The 18,244-nt window shown below is 64.2% G+C and carries 18 protein-coding genes and 3 pseudogenes; 10 read left to right on the top strand and 11 right to left on the bottom strand.

Annotated elements, in window-relative coordinates; all coding sequences use genetic code 11:
• From ATB1_RS16390 to ATB1_RS16370, 5 genes and pseudogenes are all read right to left on the bottom strand, one after another.
• Positions 1 to 842, bottom strand: a pseudogene (locus tag ATB1_RS16390) (hypothetical protein); the annotation flags it as partial.
• Positions 843 to 1,592: an ATPase domain-containing protein gene (locus ATB1_RS16385; protein ID WP_004970800.1), complete on the bottom strand. Its 750-nt coding sequence runs from the start codon at positions 1,590 to 1,592 to the stop codon at positions 843 to 845.
• The gene (locus ATB1_RS16380; protein ID WP_042665703.1) at positions 1,589 to 2,038 is read right to left on the bottom strand and encodes a CARDB domain-containing protein; all 450 of its coding nucleotides are present in this window, start codon (positions 2,036 to 2,038) and stop codon (positions 1,589 to 1,591) included. The genes ATB1_RS16385 and ATB1_RS16380 overlap by 4 nt, the downstream gene beginning before the upstream one ends.
• Positions 2,039 to 2,476: a fla cluster protein FlaF gene (locus tag ATB1_RS16375; protein ID WP_042665701.1), complete on the bottom strand. Its 438-nt coding sequence runs from the start codon at positions 2,474 to 2,476 to the stop codon at positions 2,039 to 2,041.
• Positions 2,460 to 3,851 carry a flagella accessory protein C gene (locus ATB1_RS16370; RefSeq protein ID WP_241768314.1) on the bottom strand — a complete coding sequence of 464 codons (1,392 nt, stop codon included), beginning with the start codon at positions 3,849 to 3,851 and terminating at the stop codon, positions 2,460 to 2,462. Before ATB1_RS16370 ends, ATB1_RS16375 begins: the two co-directional genes overlap by 17 nt.
• A 309-nt stretch (positions 3,852 to 4,160) precedes the next feature.
• Between ATB1_RS16370 and ATB1_RS16365 the strand changes: the two genes are divergently transcribed.
• Positions 4,161 to 4,901 (top strand): ATPase domain-containing protein, encoded by a 741-nt coding sequence (locus tag ATB1_RS16365; protein ID WP_004977361.1) that lies wholly within the window; start codon positions 4,161 to 4,163, stop codon positions 4,899 to 4,901.
• Between the two features lie 152 nt (positions 4,902 to 5,053).
• Here the strand turns inward: ATB1_RS16365 and ATB1_RS16360 are convergent, their stop codons facing one another.
• The 3 genes from ATB1_RS16360 to ATB1_RS16350 all read right to left on the bottom strand — a co-directional run bounded on the left by ATB1_RS16360 (position 5,054) and on the right by ATB1_RS16350 (position 6,865).
• A complete protein-coding gene (locus ATB1_RS16360) occupies positions 5,054 to 5,680 on the bottom strand; it encodes an archaellin/type IV pilin N-terminal domain-containing protein (RefSeq protein ID WP_042665699.1) in 627 nt (208 codons plus the stop codon).
• Positions 5,681 to 6,313, bottom strand: a complete 633-nt coding sequence (locus ATB1_RS16355) for an archaellin/type IV pilin N-terminal domain-containing protein (protein WP_042665697.1) — start codon at positions 6,311 to 6,313, stop codon at positions 5,681 to 5,683.
• Between the two features lie 213 nt (positions 6,314 to 6,526).
• Positions 6,527 to 6,865 carry a helix-turn-helix domain-containing protein gene (locus ATB1_RS16350; RefSeq protein ID WP_004043733.1) on the bottom strand — a complete coding sequence of 113 codons (339 nt, stop codon included), beginning with the start codon at positions 6,863 to 6,865 and terminating at the stop codon, positions 6,527 to 6,529.
• 132 nt (positions 6,866 to 6,997) lie between these two features.
• Here ATB1_RS16350 and ATB1_RS16345 point away from each other — a divergent pair, with 132 nt between their 5' ends.
• The 6 genes and pseudogenes from ATB1_RS16345 to ATB1_RS16320 all read left to right on the top strand — a co-directional run bounded on the left by ATB1_RS16345 (position 6,998) and on the right by ATB1_RS16320 (position 11,939).
• Entirely contained in the window at positions 6,998 to 7,657 is a 660-nt protein-coding gene (locus ATB1_RS16345; RefSeq protein WP_042665695.1) for a hypothetical protein, read from the top strand.
• Between the two features lie 150 nt (positions 7,658 to 7,807).
• A complete protein-coding gene (gene cheY, locus ATB1_RS16340) occupies positions 7,808 to 8,176 on the top strand; it encodes a chemotaxis protein CheY (RefSeq protein ID WP_042665693.1) in 369 nt (122 codons plus the stop codon).
• Positions 8,173 to 9,359: pseudogene (locus tag ATB1_RS16335) on the top strand (chemotaxis protein CheC). The gene cheY and the pseudogene ATB1_RS16335 overlap by 4 nt, the downstream one beginning before the upstream one ends.
• A 24-nt stretch (positions 9,360 to 9,383) precedes the next feature.
• Positions 9,384 to 9,893 (top strand): chemotaxis protein CheD, encoded by a 510-nt coding sequence (locus ATB1_RS16330; RefSeq protein ID WP_042665692.1) that lies wholly within the window; start codon positions 9,384 to 9,386, stop codon positions 9,891 to 9,893.
• 288 nt (positions 9,894 to 10,181) lie between these two features.
• A complete protein-coding gene (locus ATB1_RS16325) occupies positions 10,182 to 10,742 on the top strand; it encodes a FlaD/FlaE family flagellar protein (RefSeq protein ID WP_042665690.1) in 561 nt (186 codons plus the stop codon).
• A 105-nt stretch (positions 10,743 to 10,847) separates the two neighbouring features.
• Entirely contained in the window at positions 10,848 to 11,939 is a 1,092-nt protein-coding gene (locus ATB1_RS16320; RefSeq protein ID WP_042665687.1) for a hypothetical protein, read from the top strand.
• 66 nt (positions 11,940 to 12,005) lie between these two features.
• Here the strand turns inward: ATB1_RS16320 and ATB1_RS24225 are convergent.
• Positions 12,006 to 14,134 (bottom strand): annotated as a pseudogene (locus tag ATB1_RS24225) (histidine kinase N-terminal 7TM domain-containing protein).
• Between the two features lie 326 nt (positions 14,135 to 14,460).
• On the opposite strand from ATB1_RS24225, the gene ATB1_RS16310 reads away from it, so the two are divergent.
• Positions 14,461 to 14,916: a FlaD/FlaE family flagellar protein gene (locus ATB1_RS16310; protein ID WP_042665686.1), complete on the top strand. Its 456-nt coding sequence runs from the start codon at positions 14,461 to 14,463 to the stop codon at positions 14,914 to 14,916.
• Between the two features lie 23 nt (positions 14,917 to 14,939).
• Here ATB1_RS16310 and ATB1_RS16305 read toward each other — a convergent pair whose 3' ends face one another.
• Entirely contained in the window at positions 14,940 to 16,082 is a 1,143-nt protein-coding gene (locus ATB1_RS16305) for an acyl-CoA dehydrogenase family protein (protein WP_042665684.1), read from the bottom strand.
• 180 nt (positions 16,083 to 16,262) lie between these two features.
• On the opposite strand from ATB1_RS16305, the gene ATB1_RS16300 reads away from it, so the two are divergent.
• Together ATB1_RS16300 and ATB1_RS16295 are read left to right on the top strand one after the other, a co-directional pair.
• Entirely contained in the window at positions 16,263 to 16,700 is a 438-nt protein-coding gene (locus tag ATB1_RS16300; RefSeq protein ID WP_042665682.1) for a universal stress protein, read from the top strand.
• 39 nt (positions 16,701 to 16,739) lie between these two features.
• Positions 16,740 to 17,537, top strand: a complete 798-nt coding sequence (locus tag ATB1_RS16295; RefSeq protein WP_042665680.1) for an RIO1 family regulatory kinase/ATPase — start codon at positions 16,740 to 16,742, stop codon at positions 17,535 to 17,537.
• Positions 17,538 to 17,573: 36 nt separating this feature from the next.
• On the opposite strand, the gene ATB1_RS16290 is transcribed toward ATB1_RS16295, so the two are convergent.
• Positions 17,574 to 18,125 carry a plastocyanin/azurin family copper-binding protein gene (locus tag ATB1_RS16290; protein ID WP_042665677.1) on the bottom strand — a complete coding sequence of 184 codons (552 nt, stop codon included), beginning with the start codon at positions 18,123 to 18,125 and terminating at the stop codon, positions 17,574 to 17,576.
• Positions 18,126 to 18,244: the final 119 nt, after the last annotated feature.

The raw sequence follows: 18,244 nt of genomic DNA, 5'->3' as shown, positions 1-18,244 counted from the left end.
CCCCACTTGGCGATTTGGAACACCGAAAGCGGCACGTCGTCGCCCTGACGGATGGTGAGCGACGACCCCTTCAGCGACACGTCGTCGGAGTAGATGATGTTGATACGCGAGCCGTCGGGGAGCGTGGAGTCGACGATGGGGTGGGCGTCGGAGACGGGGTCGCCGATGCGTTCGCCCATGTTGCGGAGCCAGTTGTCGAACTGCTCGGTGTCGTCGAACTCGACGCTCGTCTCCAACAGCCCGAAGGTCCCGTGGTCGACGTCGACCTGACTGGGACCGATAACGTGAATGTCCTCGTTCTCCGGGTCGCGCATGATGGGTTCGAGCGGGCCGAGGCCGACGATGTCGCGGACGAGCCGGTACTGAATCTTGTCGTAGGTCGTCTGAGAGACCTCGATGCCGGCCACGTCGAGTCGTTTCGCCACCGAGCCGAGCGGTCCCCGGTCGTCGCCCTCGATGTGGACGATTTCGGACAGCAGTTCCTCGATGCGCTCTTCGTAGTCGGCGCTCTCCTCGGGTGCCGGCTTCGAGACGCTTCGTTCGAGCAGTTTGTCCTTGACCCGAGCGAACACGTCGAGTTCGTCGTCGTCCATCTCGGGTTCGATGGTGTAGTACTTCGTCGTCTCGCCGAAGTTGCCGTATATCTGGCAGAACACGGGGCCGCCCAGCGGGTAGATGATGTTCGGACGCCGGGACTCGTAGTCGCCCGGCTCGTCGACGAGCATCGGGAACTCGCCGGTGATCTGTCGGAACCGCTTGAGGTGGTCCCGCAGGTGCGGCCACTGCATCGCGAGGCGCTTGAGGTCGTCCGACAGCCTGGCGGAGCCGTGTTCGGTCGCCATCTACGCCACGCTCCTCGACTCGATGACGAGTCCGATACCCGACCGGACGGAGAAACCGACGCGGTCGCCGACCTGCTGGCCCATCCCCGCGAAGCGCTTCACGAAGATGTTCCGGCGAACGTCGTTGCCGACCTCCACCATCTCCAGTTCGAAGTAAACGTCGGCGATAGAGCGGAACGGGCCAATGGAGCCCTCGTCGACCGACGACGGGTCCACGGTGATGATGATGGTCTTGCCTTTCGTCGTCAGCTCGCGGAAAAACGAGATGATTTCGAGGGCGGCCTGCCGCTCGTCGTTCTGCCGGACCAGCGCCTCGAACTGCGGGTCGTTGCGCAGGATGGCGTCGAACGTGTCGATGATGATGACGTCGGCGTCCCAGAGCGTCTCGGCGTCCATCAGCCGGCGGAGGAGCTGCTTGCGCTCCTTCTGGCTGCTGCCGCCGGAGAGCGCGCCGCTGCTGTCGATTTCTGCCTGGAGGAACAGGATTCGCTCGTCGAGCAGATGCTTGACGATGTCGTACGAAAGCGAGTGCATCTGGTCGAGGAAGCCGCGGACGCCCAGTTCGGTCGAGACGAGCGTCACCACCGTTTCCTCGTCGCAGAAGCCGTAGCTGAATCGCTGCGACAGCACGCTTTTTCCGGCGCCGTAATCCCCTTCGATGAGGACGATTGCACCCTTGGGGATGCCGCCGCCGAGTTCCTTTTCGAGACGGTCGTGCCCGGATAGCCCGAGAGAGAATTGACTGCTCATGATACGCGGAATTCGAACACCTCTTCGTCACCGTCGACGACGACGGTCATCCGGTAGTCGCCCGAGCTCAACGCGATGTCCGTCACCGTGAGTTCGATGACGTTGCTCGGCCGCCACTCGGTGCCGTCGACGACGTTCACCGTGACGTTGGTCTGATACTGTCCACCGACGATGATGTCGAAGCCACCGCTGGTCGCCGGGAGCGTCCTGAGGCCGGTGTTCTTGACGTATATCGAGAGGTTGTTGTTCGCGCCGTCGTAGACACCCGCCTGCGGGTCGCTTATGACTTCGATGTCGGTTCTGATCTCTGTACTCACGTCGCCGCCGCGCTCGTCGAGCGAACTGCTGATGCCGGTCACGGTGTCGATGAGGACGCCCGAGACGCCGGCGGCGACGACGATGCTGGCGATGAATAGGATGAGGCTCGGAACGGAGATGTCGGCCATCTAGCTCACCGCCTCCGTGGCGGCGACGCCGCTCCCGGTGATGACCTTCACGCGCTCTGGCGTGGGGTCGACGCCGACGACGAGACTGAGGTTCTCGCCGGCGTACCAGAGGTCGGTTCCGGCGTCGCCGTCGACGGTCGCATTGGCCGCCGGCACGTCGACGTACGTGTTGTCGACGAGCAAGGTGGTCTCGCTCACCGAGAGCGTCTCCGAGCCGACGTTCGTCAGGTTCACCGTGAGGCTCTCGTTGCCCGTGTCGTAGGTCGCGTTCGTAACGGTGATGTCCGTGTTCGTCCGTTCGAGGGCCCGCTCCGCGTCGGCGTCCTGCGCTTCGAGCACGTTCTCCGACGCGTTGGACGTCGCTGTGTACAGCGTCCCCGTAGCGACGAGAACGCCGAGGAAGATAACGGCGGTCGAGCCACTAACACCGAATCCCATCGAATCTCCTCCCGTAGGCGACTAACTCGTCGTACAGTTGTCCCCGCGGAACGTCCTCCGCGAGGCGGCAGACGTACGCGAGACTCGTCTGGTGGTCATCGATGCGGAGTTCGCCTCCGTCGGCGTCCGCGACCGACGGCGCTATCTGTCCGACGTGGGCGTTCAGTTCGCTCTCGACGGCGCGCGATATCCAGTCCTGCTCCCGATACTGGCGGAGCGCGCGCGACGCACCGAGCGCGCCGCCGACCTCGACGAGATGTTCGACCCATTCGAGGACGAGCACCTCGGAGACGTAGTTCGACGGGAGCGTAGCCAGGTAGGCGTCGGACTCCTCGACCGCCGGAGACGGCTCGGGTTCGGCGGCCGAGTCGTCCTCGTCGTCGGCCGAAAGCTCGTCTTTGGCCATCGCCGCGGTGGCGTACTCCGCCTCTAGCTCGTCGAGCGTCTTGCGGACATCACCGTCGGCGTCTTCGACCTCGGGTTCGTGTTCGGGCTCGGACGGTTCGTCGCTCGGGTCGTCGGCCTCGTCGGCGTCGGCGACCGCTTCGAACTCGTCTTCGAGGTCGACCGCCGCGTCGGCGAGGTCCGTTTCGGCGTCGTCCGCCTCTACTTCGTCCGCCTCCGCGTCGTCTTCTTCGTCCCAGCCGCCGCCCTCCTCGTACTGTTCTTTGAGGTCGTCGAAACTCGCGCCGCCCGCGGCACCCGAGTCGTCGGCCTCGTCGGCCTCGTCCACCGCTTCGTCGTCGTCATCGAGCACGTCCGCGGGGCTCTCGCGTTCCGCTTCCACGAGTTCGTCTTCCGCGGCGAGTTCCGCTTCCTTCGCACCCTCCTCGGCGTCGAGTTCGCCGAAGTCGTCGTCGAAGAACGACTCGGCGTCGGCGTTCGCCACCTCGGGGTCGAGGTGCTCTTCGTCTTCGGCTTCCGCCTCGAAGAGACCGAACGACCCGCCGCCACCGTCGAGGCCGCCCATCTCGCGGGCGTCGTCGACGAACGGGTTGATGCCGCGGGTGACCATCTCGTAGATGTCGAGCAGTTTGCGAATCGTGTCGTCGAGCTCTTCGACGGTCTCACCGATCTGTTTGTTCTCTTCGCGGACGGTGTTCATCCCCGACGAGATGGCGCTTACTTCGTTCTCGAGTTCGCCGACGCGATCTTCGAGCTCTGCGAGTTCCTCGCTGTTGTCGTCGTCGAATCCGCCGAAATCGTCATCGTCGAATCCGTCGTCGAGGTCGTCGCCGAAGTCACCAAACTCGTCGGAGAGGTCGTCTATCCCCTCCTCGAATCCAAGTCCATCGTCTGATGACATGTGTTGTCCTTCCGTCTCCGTTTCGTCCCCGGCGTCAGCCGTGTCTTCGTCGTTCTGCCACTCCATCATGCTCGCAGCGAGCACCTCGGAACCGTTTGCGGGGCGCTTCGTTCGAGCGACGGCCTGTCACCCGGCCGAGCGGCGGACCGGCCGGGGCGGTCCGACGGACTCGGGGGAGCAGGTAACATTGGTGCAAGGTACGTAAGTCGGTACAAGAAAGTTCCCGTCCCGTTATCAGTAGCGATATTTTAGACGTTCGGAATTTTCGCCGGCCAAGTATGTAATAAAAGTCAGACGGCGCCGTAGCGGCGGTAAGAAGAATTATCCGGCGTCGGAACGGACGTTCTTCCGACAGCCAACACACGTTTCAACACAATCATGACAGAACTAGTCAAGACCGGTGTCGAAGGACTCGATTCCATCCTGAACGGCGGTATCGTCAAGAACGCCGCGGTGCTCATCAGCGGAAACCCGGGGACGGGAAAGAGTATCCTCGGCCTCCAATACCTCTACAACGGCGTCGACCAGTTCGACGAAGGCGGCCTGTATCTCACCTTCGAGGAGACCGAAGACGACATCCGCGAGGCGGCCGAGTCCATCGGCTTCGACCGCTGGCACGAGTACGTCGAGTCCGGAGATATCAAGGTTTACGACAAGCGGACGCTCCTCCGCGACGGTGACTTCTCGACGACGCTCGACCGCATCCTCGGCGACCTCCAGGACACCAACTACGACCGACTCGTCCTCGACTCGCTGACGATGTTCCAGCTGTTTTTTGACGACGAGAAAGAACAGCGCCAGTACCTCCTGAAGTTCATCGACATCCTGAAGGACAGCGGCCTCACCTCGCTTCTGACCACCGAGCAGTCGGCCATCTTCCCCGAGACCGACATCGGCCTCGAGAACTTCCTGACCGACGGGAACATCTACCTCATCCAGAGCCCCGCGGGCGCGACGAGCAACCGCTACGTCTGGGTGGCGAAGATGCGCAAGCAGAGCATCAAGAACTCGATGTTCCCGCTGGAAATCGCACAGGGCGGCATCAAGATATACGAGCAGGCGGCCGGGTTCTCCATGGTCGGCGAATCCCCGCCGTGGTTCGGCGAAGAGACCGAGTAACTCGCTTCGCGTTTCTCTTTTGGCTCGGTGCGTTTCAGCACTCTCGTTCGCTCCGAGACGGGGTACGGAACTCGGCTCGGCGCGTGACGAACACCACTGTGGGCACTAACGGGGTTCTGTCGCGATAAAAAAACGCAGCAGCGAGAGACCGATTAGAGTTTAATCGGGTCGCCCCGCTCCTTGCCGGCGAGCTGCTGGGGCATCGTCATGATGACCTGCGTGGTGCCGCCGGTCCGCGAGGTGATTTCGAGCGTGACGCGCTCGCCGGTGCCGAGACCGGTTCCGCCCTCAATGGCGGACGTGTTGATTTTGACCTCGTAGCGGTCGTTCATGCTGTTGAGGACGCCGAACGAACCGTCGTCGTCGGTGACCTCGTCCATCAGGAACTCGTCGCTGTCCGCGTAGGGACGAACGTCGTTGGTCTCTCCGTCGTCGGACTGGTTGGTCAGCGTCGTGACCGTGTCGTCGCTGAGGTACTTGATGGACGACTCGTTCATGTCGACGCTGGAGGAGCCGGCGGCGAGACGAATCGTGAGGGTCATGTTGTCGATGACCTCGGAGTCGCCGACCGTACCGTGCGCGTTGAGGACTTCGACGCGGTTCGTGACCTTGTTCACGGACTGCTCGCCCGCGTCCTCGGCGGTTGCCTGGAGGAAGCCGGCGGTGTTGACGAGCACGCCGGCCGCGATTGCGGCGACCAGGACCATCGCGATGAAGACGATGAGGGTCCCGATACCGACCTGACCTCTGTCTTCGTCGTTGAACAGTTCGCTAAACATTTACAGCGCCACCGGGTCGTTGTTGTCCTTGCCCGCGAGCTGCTGGGGCATCGTCAGGATGACCTGCGTCGTGCCACCGTTGCGCGAGGTTATCTCGAGAGTCACCGATTCGCCCGTGCTGAGGCCGTTCTTGTTTGCCCCTTCAATGACGGAGGTGTTGATGACGATCTCGAAGCGGTCGGTCTGACTGTTGAGAATCGGGAACGAGGTGTCGTCGTCCTGAATCTTACGGACCGCGAACTCGTTGTTTCCGGCGGTCGACCAGTTGATGCCGTCCGCGTTGTCCGTGTTGTTGTTGACGAGCGTCCGAGCCGTGTCGTCGCTGAGGTATTTAATCGTCGTATTGTTCAGCGAGACCGAACCGGAACCGGCTGCCAGACGCGTGGTGAGGTTCACGAAGTCGACGCTCTTCGTCGACGTTCCGTTAACGATACCGTGAGTCGACACGACGTCGACGCGGTTAGTGACCTTGTTCACAGATTGCTGTCCAGCGTCCTCGGCGGTGGCTTGTAAGAAGCCAGCCGTGTTCACGAGGACGCCCGCCGCGATTGCGGCGACCAGAACCATCGCAATGAAGACGATGAGGGTCCCGATACCGACCTGACCCCGGTCTTCTTTGATGTTTTCGAACATGGGTTGTCGTGGGTTTGGTCCCACACTCAACGGGAGCGGGGAACCGTCACTCGTCAACTTGGAGAGGTGCTACATAACGCTACGGCCCTCAATATCAAGACTGATATCTGATGGTCGGTACGTCGATAAGTAAAATTCTTCGCACGCTCACGCGAGAGGCTAGTCGACGCTTACCTCAGAAAACGTAAGAAAAGAGTCCGGAGTCGGAGCGGTTCAGTCCTGCGTAATCTTCCGCCACACGTCGTCGAGTTTGTTCTTCACCTCTGGACGCTCGGTCACGCTGACCGTGTAGTCGTCGCCTTCGAACCGGACGACGATTTCGTCGACTTCGCGGCGGTAGACGTTCGTTCGTCGGTGCTCATCGGAGAGAACCCGGTCGTGAAGTTCGAGGAGGCCCGCTGCCGTCAGTTCCTCGATTCGGCGATAACAGGTCGCGATGGGGATATCCAACATCTCGCTGAACTCCTGTGCCGAGTGGGGTTCGTCCGCGGCACGGAGGATGTCAGGGTTGTATTCGTTCCCCAGTGCGGAGAGGGTCCTGTCAGACTCCATAGATGGAAATTTATCGGAACGCACCGCTTGTCAATGTGTTGGTTGTCTCTCTGCCACGTTCTCAGTCATAGTAGTGAGTCTCGAGCGCCAGGTGACGATGGGATTATATGCCACGGCGCCGAGCATCCGCCGATGGACGACGATGACGAGCGTCCTCCCGCTCACCCGCGAGAACAGGGAGTCGTCGGGCCGGACGACCTCGATATCAGCCGCGACGAGCACGTCGCGGCGCTCGACACGGGCCGGTACGTCATCTCGACGGGAGAAAACAGGCCGCCCGCACCGATCGACGACGCCGACGACGACGGGCGGCAAGCGTCCGACGCGGCGGCCGACACACCGCCCGGTTCCGAGGACGAAACCGAAGACGGGGAGCGCGACAAAGACGCGTCGACTCCCGAACTCGTCCTCCCGAGAGACCCGAAAAAACGGGCCGTGCTCGCCCGCCGGCTGCTCGCAGAGCGCGTCGGGGCTGTCAGCGCGGACCACGCGCTCGTCACCACTGCTCTCGTCGATGGCGAGGTAACCCGTCACGAGACCGTCTCCGACGACGTGACCGAGGTCGTCAACTCGTTTCTCTCGTGGTACGCCGACGCTGTCGGCAGCCCCGACACGCCGCCCGACGAGGTGCTCGGCATCCTGCTTTTAGCCTCGGAGGTACAGGTCACCTATCCCGGTCGGGCCGTCGAGGCGCTCGCGACCGCGAACGGACTCGACCGCGACGACAGTATCGGTGACCTCCTCGACGCCGTCGAAGAGACCGGCGCTTCGTTCCCGCCGCGTCGACGATGATGCGCCGGTGACAGGTCCCGGTTCGGACACTGGAGTTCCCGAATCCTCGGTCGACACGATGTGACGCGGGCGAATCGCCCGTCTGATTCCGTATCATCCTTGATAATGGGGAGGAAGGGTTTATGGTGTGATTTTCGGAAATCTGGAGGTATGGCAAGCAAGGTACTGGTCGTGGACGATTCTGCGTTCATGCGGAACCTCCTCAAACAGCTCCTCGAGGGTGAACACGAAGTCGTCGGCGAGGCCGAAAACGGGGTCGAAGCGGTGGAACTCTACCGCGAACTCGAACCCGATGTCGTCACGATGGACGTCGTGATGCCGATTCGAAACGGCATCGAAGCGACGTCCGAAATCAAGTCGCTCGACGCCAGCGCATCGGTCATCATGTGCACGTCGGTCGGACAGGAAGAGAAGATGCGCGAAGCGGTCGAAGCGGGGGCAGACGGCTACATCACGAAACCGTTCCAGAAGCCGAACGTGCTCCAGGCTATCGCCGACGTGATTCAGGCAGAGGCATGAATCTCGACGTCCGGTCGCTTCGCACGTTCAGTCGGCTCGCCCACTCGGGCGCGGAGAAAGCCGCGGGTTCGCTGACCACGCTCGCCGGCATCGACACGTACGTCAACGTCACCAAGGTGGAACTCGGGACGAAGGCGGACGTCGAAAACGAGTTCGCCGAACGCGACCTCGTGAGCGTCCACATCGGCTTTTCGGGCGGCTTAGACGGCCACACCGTGTTGGCGTTCTCGCCGGAGTCCGCAGAGCGCTTGGTCGACGCGCTGATGCCGGGTATCGACGCCACCGACGCCGATGGAGAACTCGCCGAGAGTAGCCTCAAAGAGGTCGCGAACATCATGCTCGGCGGCTTCATCGACGGTTGGGCCGACTACCTCGATACCACCGTCGACATCACGACGCGACCTACGTCGACGACGAGAACGACGGCCCGCTCGACCACGTCGACGCCGAGGGCTTCGAGAACGGCGGCGACGACGAACACGTCCTCGTCTTCCGTAACCAGTTGGAGGCCGCTGACAACGCCATCGAGTTCGACCTGTACATGGTGCCGACCGCCTCGTCCATCGAGACCATCGTCGAGGCGAGCGGCGAGGACGGCGCGCTCCCGGTCGAGTCGTTCGCCGCCTTCTCCGAGATGATAAACGACGGTGCGAATCAGGCGTCCGAGGACATCACGGCGATGACGGGTATCGACACGACCGTCGAGGTGAGCCGGCTGAGCTTCGTCCCCATCGAGGGCGTTCCCATGTCTCTGACCGACGCGGTCCGCCGTGGCGTCGTGTTGGAGTTCAGCGGGACGCCGAGCGGGTACATCGCCATCCTCTTCGACGAGCCGTCGGCCGAGAACATCGCGAGCAGCCTTCTGCCGGGCATGGAAGGCGACGAGGCGATGCGCCAGAGCGCGATTCAGGAAATCGGCAACATCACGACCTCCGGCTTCCTCGACGGCTGGGCCAACGCGCTCGAGACGACTATCGACATCTCGCCGCCGAAGCACGTCCACGACATCGGGTCGGCCATCATCGATCCGCTCGCGACCGACCTCGCGCAGTCTCAGGAGTACGCGTTCCTCATCGATTCGACCATCCGGACGGACGACGACGAATTCACCTGCGACATCTACGCGCTCCCCGACGAGACGGAACTGCGCAAGGCGCTCAAGCAACTCTCGCCCGCCGCGTGAACCCTCCGTAGAGGCACCTCAGCAATGCAAGTATACACCACGGACACGCCCGCGGCCCGCTCCGGTCGAATCAAGGTCGGAATCGCCGACTACGCCGTCTCCGGCGACGAGAGCACGCTGACCACGAGCGGTCTCGGCTCCTGTATCGGCGTCGCGTTGTACGACCCCGAGACCCGCGTCTCCGGTCTCGCACACGCGATGCTCCCGGAGGCGGACGACGACAGCGAGCCGGCGAAGTTCGTCGACACCGGCATCGAACTCCTGCTCTCGGAGATGCGAGCCGCCGGCGCGGACATCGACCGCGTCGTCGCGAAAATCGCTGGGGGAAGCACCATGTTCGACTTCACCTCGGCTGACGGTGACGGCAGTATCGGCGACAGAAACGTCGCCGCGACGCGAACGACGCTCGACGGGTTCGGCATCGACGTCGTCGCCGAGGACGTCGGCGGCTCCCACGGCCGGTCGTTGGAACTCGACAGCGAGACCGGCGACCTCCGCGTTCGGAGCGCAAAAAGCGGCAACCACGTCCTCTGAGCGCTGTTTTTGCCGAACTTCGACGAGACTCTCGACCGGAGTGAACACGTCGACCCCCGACCGCGACCGCCGAGCCGGGTCGCCAACGATACTGACCTCGACGGTTCGGTGTTTGACCCGAAATATCAGTTCTGATATCGACTCGAATAGATTTATGTCGCCTCCTTCGAATGCTTTCACCGAAACGGTACGATATCGCGTGTGACACCACGGACAGCGCTCTGCGCTCTCCGCCGCCCTGAGTCGGGGGACTTGGGGGGAATCGTGCCGTCCTGAACGAGGTGACCCATGTACTTGGACCCGGACGAATACGACCCAGACGAACTTCGACGTATCGCGCGTGACGCTCCACGACCCAGACGGAACGGCGACGGCCGCTTCGACGACCGGAGATTCGACGACGGCCGCTTCGATGACGGCCGCTTCGATGACGGCCGCTTCGACGACCGGAGCCCCTTCCGGTTCGACAACCCGCTTTTCGACCGGAGCCGACAGGAGGCGTCCGAGGCGCTCCGGTCGAGCCAGCTCGAACACCTGCTCGTCCACCAGTCTCGCGGCGAGGAAGACGGCGTCGAAAAGCCGTACCTCCGCTCGCTTCCGGACAAATACGGCGCTGAGCGCGTCGTCTTCGACTGGCTCGAGTTCCTCGTCCTCAAGGGCGGGTTCAAGCGGGCGATGGACGCCCTCCGGTACTATCAGACGGTCGACTGGGTCACGCCCGACGTCGAGGAGACGCTCCGGGACTACCTCCTCGGCTTCTCTGCTGATGTCGACGAACCGACCGACCTCGACGTCGACGACCACCTGCTGAGTCTGGTCTACGTCGCACGTCTCTCCTCGATGGTGTGACGCCGACCGACGGGTCTCGAATACGGTCTCTCCTTCCGACAACCGAGTGTATACCATGACTGCGCGAACCACCCGCCCGCCGAGTCCGACCCGAGTTGATACCGCATGACGAACGACGCAGCCGCCGCTACCGACGCTGATGTGACGTCCGAGTCCGACGAGACCGACGTGCCGACGGCCGTCGGCGTCAAGTTCGGGAGCGCCCGGACGGCGCTCGCCTTCGACGACGGCGACGGCGACGGCGACGCGGCGAGGACGGTTCACCTCCCCTCGCGCCCGGCCGACGGCGAAGACGAACTCACCGGCGACGAGGACGCCCACCACGGCGGAGAGGCGGTCCGAGAATCCCCCGAGCGAGTCGAGTCCATGCTCCGCTCGGGCGTGCCCGCGACCGCCCGCGACGCCGAGTCGTTCGAGCGGTTCGTCCGCGAACTCTGCGCGCGATACGACCTCCCCGCGGACAGCGCCGTCGTGTACGCGATGCCGACCGTCGACGACGATATCGGCCTCGCGAACTTCGGCACCGCGGTCGGCGAGTGCGACATCGGTGAGGCGCTCGCGCGCGGTTTCCCCGAGTCCCTGTGCGCGTCGATTCCGGCGCTTGGCGACGGAATCGAGGCGGTCGACGAGGTCTTCGTCGCCCTCAACCTCGGCGCGACGAACCTCGAAGCGTGCGCGTACCGACGTGGAGAGCGGTTGCTTCCGTTCGTCTCCGCGGAGGTGTCCGGCGACCACGTCGACCGGCGCATCGCCGAGGCGGTCGAAGCCGAGACCGACGGGCGAGTGACGATCGACCCCGCCACTGCCCGCGAGTACAAGGAGACCCACGCCGACTTCGACGGGTTCGAGCCCTTCACCGACGCGGTCGAACGCGGGGGCGAGGGCGCACACGAGTTCACCGTCGAACGGGGCGTGATGGAGCCGTTGGACGAGTATCTCGACGACGTGGTCTCCGAGCTCGGCGATTTCTTCTCGCGACTGGCGAGCTCGCACATGAAAACCTATCAGCTCGCTCGCGCTCGCCCACTCGTCGTCTCCGGCGGGATGGCGTGCATCCCCGGACTGGTCGAGGAACTCGAAGCGCGGCTCGCCGCGGAACTCGACCGCCCGGTGAACGTGGTCGTCCCCGACGACCCGGTGACCGCCGCGGCCGAGGGCGCACACAGGCTCGCGGTGCGGCTCCGCGACGCGGCCTAAACGCTCGGCTCTCGGGTCGTCTCGATTTCCTCTGTGACTCGTCCAGTTGGCCAGTCGCTGCGTAGCTCAGTCCGTCTCCGACTCCGTCGCCACTGTTCCGCCGTCGCTGACGGAGACCGCTCGGTCTGCGGTCCGGAGGCCGACGATTGCGATGGTCCCTCTGGGGTCGTTCTCCGCGAACCGAAGCTGACCGTTCGAGCGGTCGATTATCCACTGGACCAACCAGAGCCCGAGTCCGCTGATGTGTTGGAGCGGCGTCTCGGTCCCCGATTCGAGGACGGAGAGTTCGGCGTCGGGGACGCCCGGCCCGTTGTCGGCGATTCGAATCTCAACGTAGTCGGGCGAGGTCGCGCTCCGATCGACCGTGACGCCGACTTCCGGAATGACGCGGTCGTTGTGTTCGAGCGCGTTGTCGATGAGGTGTTTGATGGCCGATTCGATGAGGTCGTCCGCGGAGACCCACACCTCGTCGGGGAGGCGTCCGGTGGACGATGGCCTCGGGGGTAATCGGACTCGATGTCGTCCAACTGCGCCTCGATGCGCTCGACGACCTCGACGGGTTCGATTCCGGACGACCCGCGGGTCAGCGTCGTGTCGATGTGGCGAGTCTGCTCGCCGAGTTCGACCAGCGACGACGCCTTCCGCTTTATCGTTCGGGCGTGGTCTTTCGACTCGGCGGGGATGCGCTCGTCGAGGAGGAGGTCCGCGTGGCCGAGGATGACGTTCATGTCGTTTCTGAGGTCGTGTCGAAGGACGCGATTCAGCACCCGGAGGCGCTGTTCGTAGCGATGGCGACTGGTCACGTCCCGCGAGTTCAACACGACGCCGTCGACGGCGGGGTCATCGAGGAGATTCACGCCGACCGTCTCGAACCGCCGCCACATGCCGTTCTTGTGGCGGATTCTGAACTCCGAGCGCACGGGAGAGTCGCCGGAGATCACCTCGTCGAGACAGCCGGCGACCCGGTCTCTGTCTTCGGGGTGGACGAGGTCGAGCACCGATTCGCCGACGAGCGCGTCGGTCTGATAGCCGAGAACCTCGGTCATCGAGGGACTCGTGTAGGTCCGTTCGCCGTCCTCGTCGAGGACGGTGATGACGTCCCGGGAGTTCTCGATGAGCGCGCGGAACTCCTCTTCGGTGTGCCGGCGCTCCGTCACGTCGTAGAAGACGAGCAAGAGCGCGCGGTCGTGCGTCTGGTCGCCGACTACTTCGGAACGGATCTCGAAGTAACGGCAGGTGCCTCCGTCTTCGACGACCGCCTCAGCCCTGTCTCGACCCTCCAGGACCGTCCGAACCTCGGCCGGAACGCGAACGCTTTCGAGGACCGGCTCACCGATGCACTCGTCGACCGGTCGCTCGAGTAGCTCCGAGGCGGCACCGTTCGATTCGACGATTCGGTCCTGTTCGTCGAGGACGACGACTGCGTCCCGCATCTCCGAGAGAATCGCGTCGCGGGCGATAGGTGTGATGTCGAACAGCTGGTGTCTGAACAGTGCCCAGAGCACGACGACCGAGCTGACGCCGATAGAGAGGGGGACCGGGTTGATTCGAATCGGGAAAAAGAACTCACCGGCGAGTGCGGCGAGGGGTATGAGGCCGGCGACGACGAGGAACCCGGCCTGTCGTCGATGGATGCTCGAACTCCGGAGGTACGTCTTTCCGATGACGGTCAGCCCGGTGAGGGCGACGCCGGAGCCGTAAATCACGTGTACGACAAAGGGGAGCTCCGGACCGAGCGGGACGAGATGGTGCAGACCGGTTCCGCCGGAGTTGTCCGGTGCAGTGGCCACCCAGAGTTCGAGCGAGGATCCGAGAAGTCCGTGAGAGTGGTTCGTCAGCGCGAGGGCGATTGCGACGGCGGGCTCGATGGCGAGGAAGCCGACCATCTGTGTGGTGAGCAGTTGGTCCTCGCCGGCGTAGACGAGGGCGAAGATGAGCCATATCGTGGGGACCACAGCCGCGCCAGCCCAGGCTATATAGGCGTAGAACAACTCGGCTCCCGGCGTCACCGCGAGAAAGGCGAAGCCGTACGCGGTGGCCCAGATACTCCCGGAGAGCGTCAGGAGCGCGAACGGGAGGCGGACCCGCCGAGAGTAGAGTCGGAACCGACCGAGGACGACGAGCGTCACGACCCCCGCGAGGATGCCCGCGGCGAACAGCGCGTACGCGTACGGGAACTGCCCAACGCTGGTCATGGGTTGGTCGTGGTGCGCATCTATGAGCCTCTGGAACGGTTATTTCCGATGAGTGTCACATCGGAGCGATATCAAACGTGTATCCGTTTCTGAACTTAAGCAGTTCGCCCCCTCTATCAACGATGATACTCAGTCCCGTTCGAAAGGCAAGCGGCCGGTTCGAGCAGCTCTCACGCTTCAACAAGGCCATCATTCTCCGGATAGTCGGTCACATTATCAGAGATAACATCACAGAGACTGCTGGCGATTCGCGCGCGGCGCAGAACTGTCGAGATTCAGACGTTCGCCCGAACGCTTAATTCGGATGGACGCACACGCAGGGATAGATGCCGCGCGAGTCACGTCGTCCCAACGTCGCCGAAGACCCGAGCGGACCCAGACCCCGTCGGGACACCAGCGACCGGTCGTTCGACTGGGTCGACGCGCCGACGAATCGGACGTGGAGCGACGTTGCCCACGAGCGCCTCCTCGCGACGACCGCGGCGGTCACGTCGGACGGCGAGCCGTTTCTCGACGAGATTCCGCGGACGCCGCGGGCCGAGCGGGTACTTCTCGAATGGTGTGTCCACCTCGTCGAACGATTGGGCGGCCGCGGCGCGCTGGAGATGGCGTCGTACTACCGCGATATCGGCTGGATCGGCGACGACCCCCACGACGCGATTCGCGAGCGCGTCGTCTCCTTTACCGTTCCTTCGGACTTCGAGGACGCGCCGACCAAAGAGGACCACGTCCGCAGTTTCTCGTACGTCGCCCGGCTGTCGGTGATGGCCGATTCGGAGTGAGAAAAGTCGGCTTCGACGAGTCCCTAGAGTCCGAGTTCGCGACCGATGATGAGGTGTTGAATCTCGCTCGTCCCCTCGCCGATTTCCATGAGCTTCGCGTCGCGGTAGAACCGCTGGGGGGCGAAGTCGGTCGTGTATCCGTAGCCGCCGAGCACCTGCACCGCGTCTTCGGCGACCTCGCGGGCGGCCTCCGAGGCGTCGAGTTTCGCCAGCGCAGACTCCCGGCTGACCCGCTCGCCGGCGTCGTATCGCGTCGCCGCCTTGTGGGTGAGCAGTCGCGCGCGCTCGGTCTTACGGTGCATCGAGACGAGTTTGTCGCGGATGGCATCGAACTTCGAAATCGGCCGGTCGAACTGCTCGCGCTCTTGGGCGTACGATTTCGCGTGGCCGTACGCGCCCTCGGCGAGTCCCACCGAGAGCGCCGCGATGGAGATGCGCCCGCCGTCGAGCGTCTTCATGGTCTGCTTCCAGCCCTCGCCCTCCTCGCCGAGGAGTCGGTCTTCCGGCACCCAGCAGTCGTCGAAGGAAAGCTCGCAGGTCGGCGAGCAGTTGAGGCCCATCTTGTCCCACTCGGTCGTCACCTCGAAGCCGTCGTCGTTCTCTGGGTCGACGATGAACGTCGAGATACCGTCGTAGCCCGCGCCGGGGTCTGTGACGGCCTTTACGAGGACCGAGCCGGCGACGCTCGCGTTCGTGATGAACTGCTTCGTTCCGTTGATGACGTAGCCGTCGCCGTCCCGCTCTGCGACGGTGTCCATGTCGCTGGCGTCGCTTCCGGAACCGGGTTCGGTCAGCGCCCAGCCGCCGAGGTACTCGCCGGTCGCGAGCGGCGTGAGCCAGCGTTCCTTCTGCTCGTCGGTGCCGAACAGCTCGATGGGCTTCGACGCGAGGCTGACGTGGGCGGCGTACGACAGGCCGATACCGCCCGAGACGCGACCGAGTTCCTCCACGACGAGGGCGTACATCAGCTGGTCGCCGCCGAGACCGCCGTACGCCTCGTCGATGGGGACGCCCATCACGTCCAGCTCGGCCAACTGGTCGAATATCTCCGCGGGGAACCGGTGTTCGTCCTCGATGTCCTGCGCGATGGGCGCGATTTCTTCCTCGCAGAACTCGCGGACGGTGTCACGAATCATCCGGTGTTCGGCCGGGATGTCGAAGTCCATGCGACCAACTATCCTCGTGGCGGACATAAACTAATCGAACGACCATGAAGGATTGGGTCGTCGCGGGCGGCGAAGTGGAGGCGGCCGACCGCTTTCGGACCGACCATTCTCGACTCGTCCGCTCCCACCGCGTGGGAATAGGCGTCCGGGTCTTTTTGCGCCGCGGTCCGACGTTCTCGTATGTACTCTCACATCCTCTTTCCGACCGACGGCAGCGACTGCGCGGACGCCGCCTTGGACCACGCCATCGAGCACGCCCGCACCTACGACGCGACGCTCGTGGCGCTCTACGTCGCCGACGTGCGCGAGGTCGGCTACGCCGCGCCCGCACTCTCGCTCGAACGGGTCCGCGAGGCGCTTCTCGAAAGCGGCGAGCAGGTGTTAGACCGCGTCGCCGAGAGGGCCCGCGAGGCCGGTGTCGAGGTCGAAACCGTCGTCACCGAGGGCACCCCCGCGAGCGAGATTATCCGCCACGCCGACGAGCGGGACATCGACCTCGTCGTGATGGGGACCCACGGCCGCAGCGGCATCGACCGCTATCTCATCGGCAGCGTCGCCGAGCGGGTCGTCCGCGGCTCCGACGCGCCCGTGTTGACCGTCCGACAGGAATCGTCGTAGGCCCACGAGGTTAAGCCGCCCCTCGTCTTACGGGGGTGCATGGACCTCCGTCGGCTCGTCCGCGGCCGCCTCGGGTGGCCGCGTCTGGAGACGGTCGCCCGCGAACTCGCCCGGCGATACGACCGCGACACCCTCCACATCCGATTTCTCGAGGCGGACAACTGGCTTTCGACCCCGATGGTCGTCGACGACGAGTGGTTCGTGAAAGTCATCTCCAAACAGAACTCGCTCGTCCACGCCGTCTTCACGACCGGGCGGAACCTCGGCGCGTTCTCCAGCGGGACGGAGGGCTTTTTCGGCCACTTCGGGACGCCGTTAGAGATGGCCGAACACGAACTCGAAGCGACGAAGCGACTCCGGAACATCGGCCTGCAAGCGCCCGCGCCGGTCGAGGCGTTCGAGGTGGACGGCCTCGGCGTGCTCGTCCTCGAATACCTGCCGAACTTCCACACCCTCGACACCGCCCCGCGGGAGGAAGTCGAACGGCTCGCCCCCGAGCTGTTCGCGGCGCTCGCGGAGATGCACGACAACCACCTCGCCCACGGCGACCTCAGAGCCGAGAACGTCCTCGTCCGGGAGGACGGCATCTACTTCATCGACGCGACGAACGTCAACGACGAGGGGATGCGCGACGCCCGGGCGTACGACCTCGCCTGCGGTCTGGCGGCGCTCGAACCGCTCGTCGGTCCCAAGGAGGCCGTCGCCGCGGCGCTCGACTCCTACGAGGTCGAGGCGCTCTTGGACGCCGTCGACTTCCTCGACTTCGTCAACATCCGGCCCGACCACGACTTCGACGCCGCGTCGCTCAAAGGCGAGATAGAAAAGCACGCGGCGTAGCTGTCTCCAGTTCTCTGTGTCTCTACGACCCCCGACTCACTCGCAGGGGAGCGTCCCGTCGTAGCTCGCGTCGCCGACCACGACGACTCCACACATCGCCGTCGAGCCGTGGATGCCGCAGTCGTACTGGTAGACGCCGGGGTCGTCAAAGCGGTAGGTGACCCGTCCGCCGCGACCGACCGTCTCGGACTGAAACGACCAGTCGGCCGCCGCGTCGTCGAAGGTCGCCGCGCGGACGTTGTGTTGAAGCGCCTCCCCGTTTTCCCACGTGACCGTCGTCCCCGACTCGACCGAGAGCCGCATCGGTGAGAAGGCGACACCCCCCATGACGACGAGCGAGCCGGACGCATCGCCTGACGCCGGTTCGGTCGTCGAATCCGGTGATTCGGTCGTCGGCGTCGGCGTCGCTGTCGGTGTTGGTGTTGGTGTCGCCGTCGCCGTTGAACTCGGAGACGACGCCGGGGTTTCGGTCGGGGGCGACTCCGTCTCCTCGCTCGGCAGCTCCGTCTGGTCACCGCCCGTACAGCCGGCGAGCAGTCCGATTCCGGCAGTCACAGCGGCAAGCGCTCGTCGTCTCGTGAGTCGCATACCGGTGGTCGGGCCACCCGAAGAATAAGCGATGTCCCAAATTCCGCCCGATTGAAACCCTATCTCGCCGACAACGGCGAGGGGCCGCGGGCGGAACGCGGTTCTGGGAGCGTTCGGCC

This window comes from Haloferax sp. ATB1, assembly GCF_000730175.1.
The sequence above is the reverse complement of the archived record's forward strand: the minus strand, read 5'-3'. Positions and strand labels throughout refer to the sequence as shown.

Excerpts from the sequence above, each read along its gene's own strand:
- ATB1_RS16385 (WP_004970800.1), bottom strand. The coding sequence starts at position 1,592 with ATGAGCAGTCAATTCTCTCTCGGGCTATCCGGGCACGACCGTCTCGAA.
- ATB1_RS16380 (WP_042665703.1), bottom strand. The coding sequence starts at position 2,038 with ATGGCCGACATCTCCGTTCCGAGCCTCATCCTATTCATCGCCAGCATC.
- ATB1_RS16375 (WP_042665701.1), bottom strand. The coding sequence starts at position 2,476 with ATGGGATTCGGTGTTAGTGGCTCGACCGCCGTTATCTTCCTCGGCGTT.
- ATB1_RS16370 (WP_241768314.1), bottom strand. The coding sequence starts at position 3,851 with ATGATGGAGTGGCAGAACGACGAAGACACGGCTGACGCCGGGGACGAA.
- ATB1_RS16365 (WP_004977361.1), top strand. The coding sequence starts at position 4,161 with ATGACAGAACTAGTCAAGACCGGTGTCGAAGGACTCGATTCCATCCTG.
- ATB1_RS16360 (WP_042665699.1), bottom strand. The coding sequence starts at position 5,680 with ATGTTTAGCGAACTGTTCAACGACGAAGACAGAGGTCAGGTCGGTATC.
- ATB1_RS16355 (WP_042665697.1), bottom strand. The coding sequence starts at position 6,313 with ATGTTCGAAAACATCAAAGAAGACCGGGGTCAGGTCGGTATCGGGACC.
- ATB1_RS16350 (WP_004043733.1), bottom strand. The coding sequence starts at position 6,865 with ATGGAGTCTGACAGGACCCTCTCCGCACTGGGGAACGAATACAACCCT.
- ATB1_RS16345 (WP_042665695.1), top strand. The coding sequence starts at position 6,998 with ATGGACGACGATGACGAGCGTCCTCCCGCTCACCCGCGAGAACAGGGA.
- cheY (WP_042665693.1), top strand. The coding sequence starts at position 7,808 with ATGGCAAGCAAGGTACTGGTCGTGGACGATTCTGCGTTCATGCGGAAC.
- ATB1_RS16330 (WP_042665692.1), top strand. The coding sequence starts at position 9,384 with ATGCAAGTATACACCACGGACACGCCCGCGGCCCGCTCCGGTCGAATC.
- ATB1_RS16325 (WP_042665690.1), top strand. The coding sequence starts at position 10,182 with ATGTACTTGGACCCGGACGAATACGACCCAGACGAACTTCGACGTATC.
- ATB1_RS16320 (WP_042665687.1), top strand. The coding sequence starts at position 10,848 with ATGACGAACGACGCAGCCGCCGCTACCGACGCTGATGTGACGTCCGAG.
- ATB1_RS16310 (WP_042665686.1), top strand. The coding sequence starts at position 14,461 with ATGCCGCGCGAGTCACGTCGTCCCAACGTCGCCGAAGACCCGAGCGGA.
- ATB1_RS16305 (WP_042665684.1), bottom strand. The coding sequence starts at position 16,082 with ATGGACTTCGACATCCCGGCCGAACACCGGATGATTCGTGACACCGTC.
- ATB1_RS16300 (WP_042665682.1), top strand. The coding sequence starts at position 16,263 with ATGTACTCTCACATCCTCTTTCCGACCGACGGCAGCGACTGCGCGGAC.
- ATB1_RS16295 (WP_042665680.1), top strand. The coding sequence starts at position 16,740 with ATGGACCTCCGTCGGCTCGTCCGCGGCCGCCTCGGGTGGCCGCGTCTG.
- ATB1_RS16290 (WP_042665677.1), bottom strand. The coding sequence starts at position 18,125 with ATGCGACTCACGAGACGACGAGCGCTTGCCGCTGTGACTGCCGGAATC.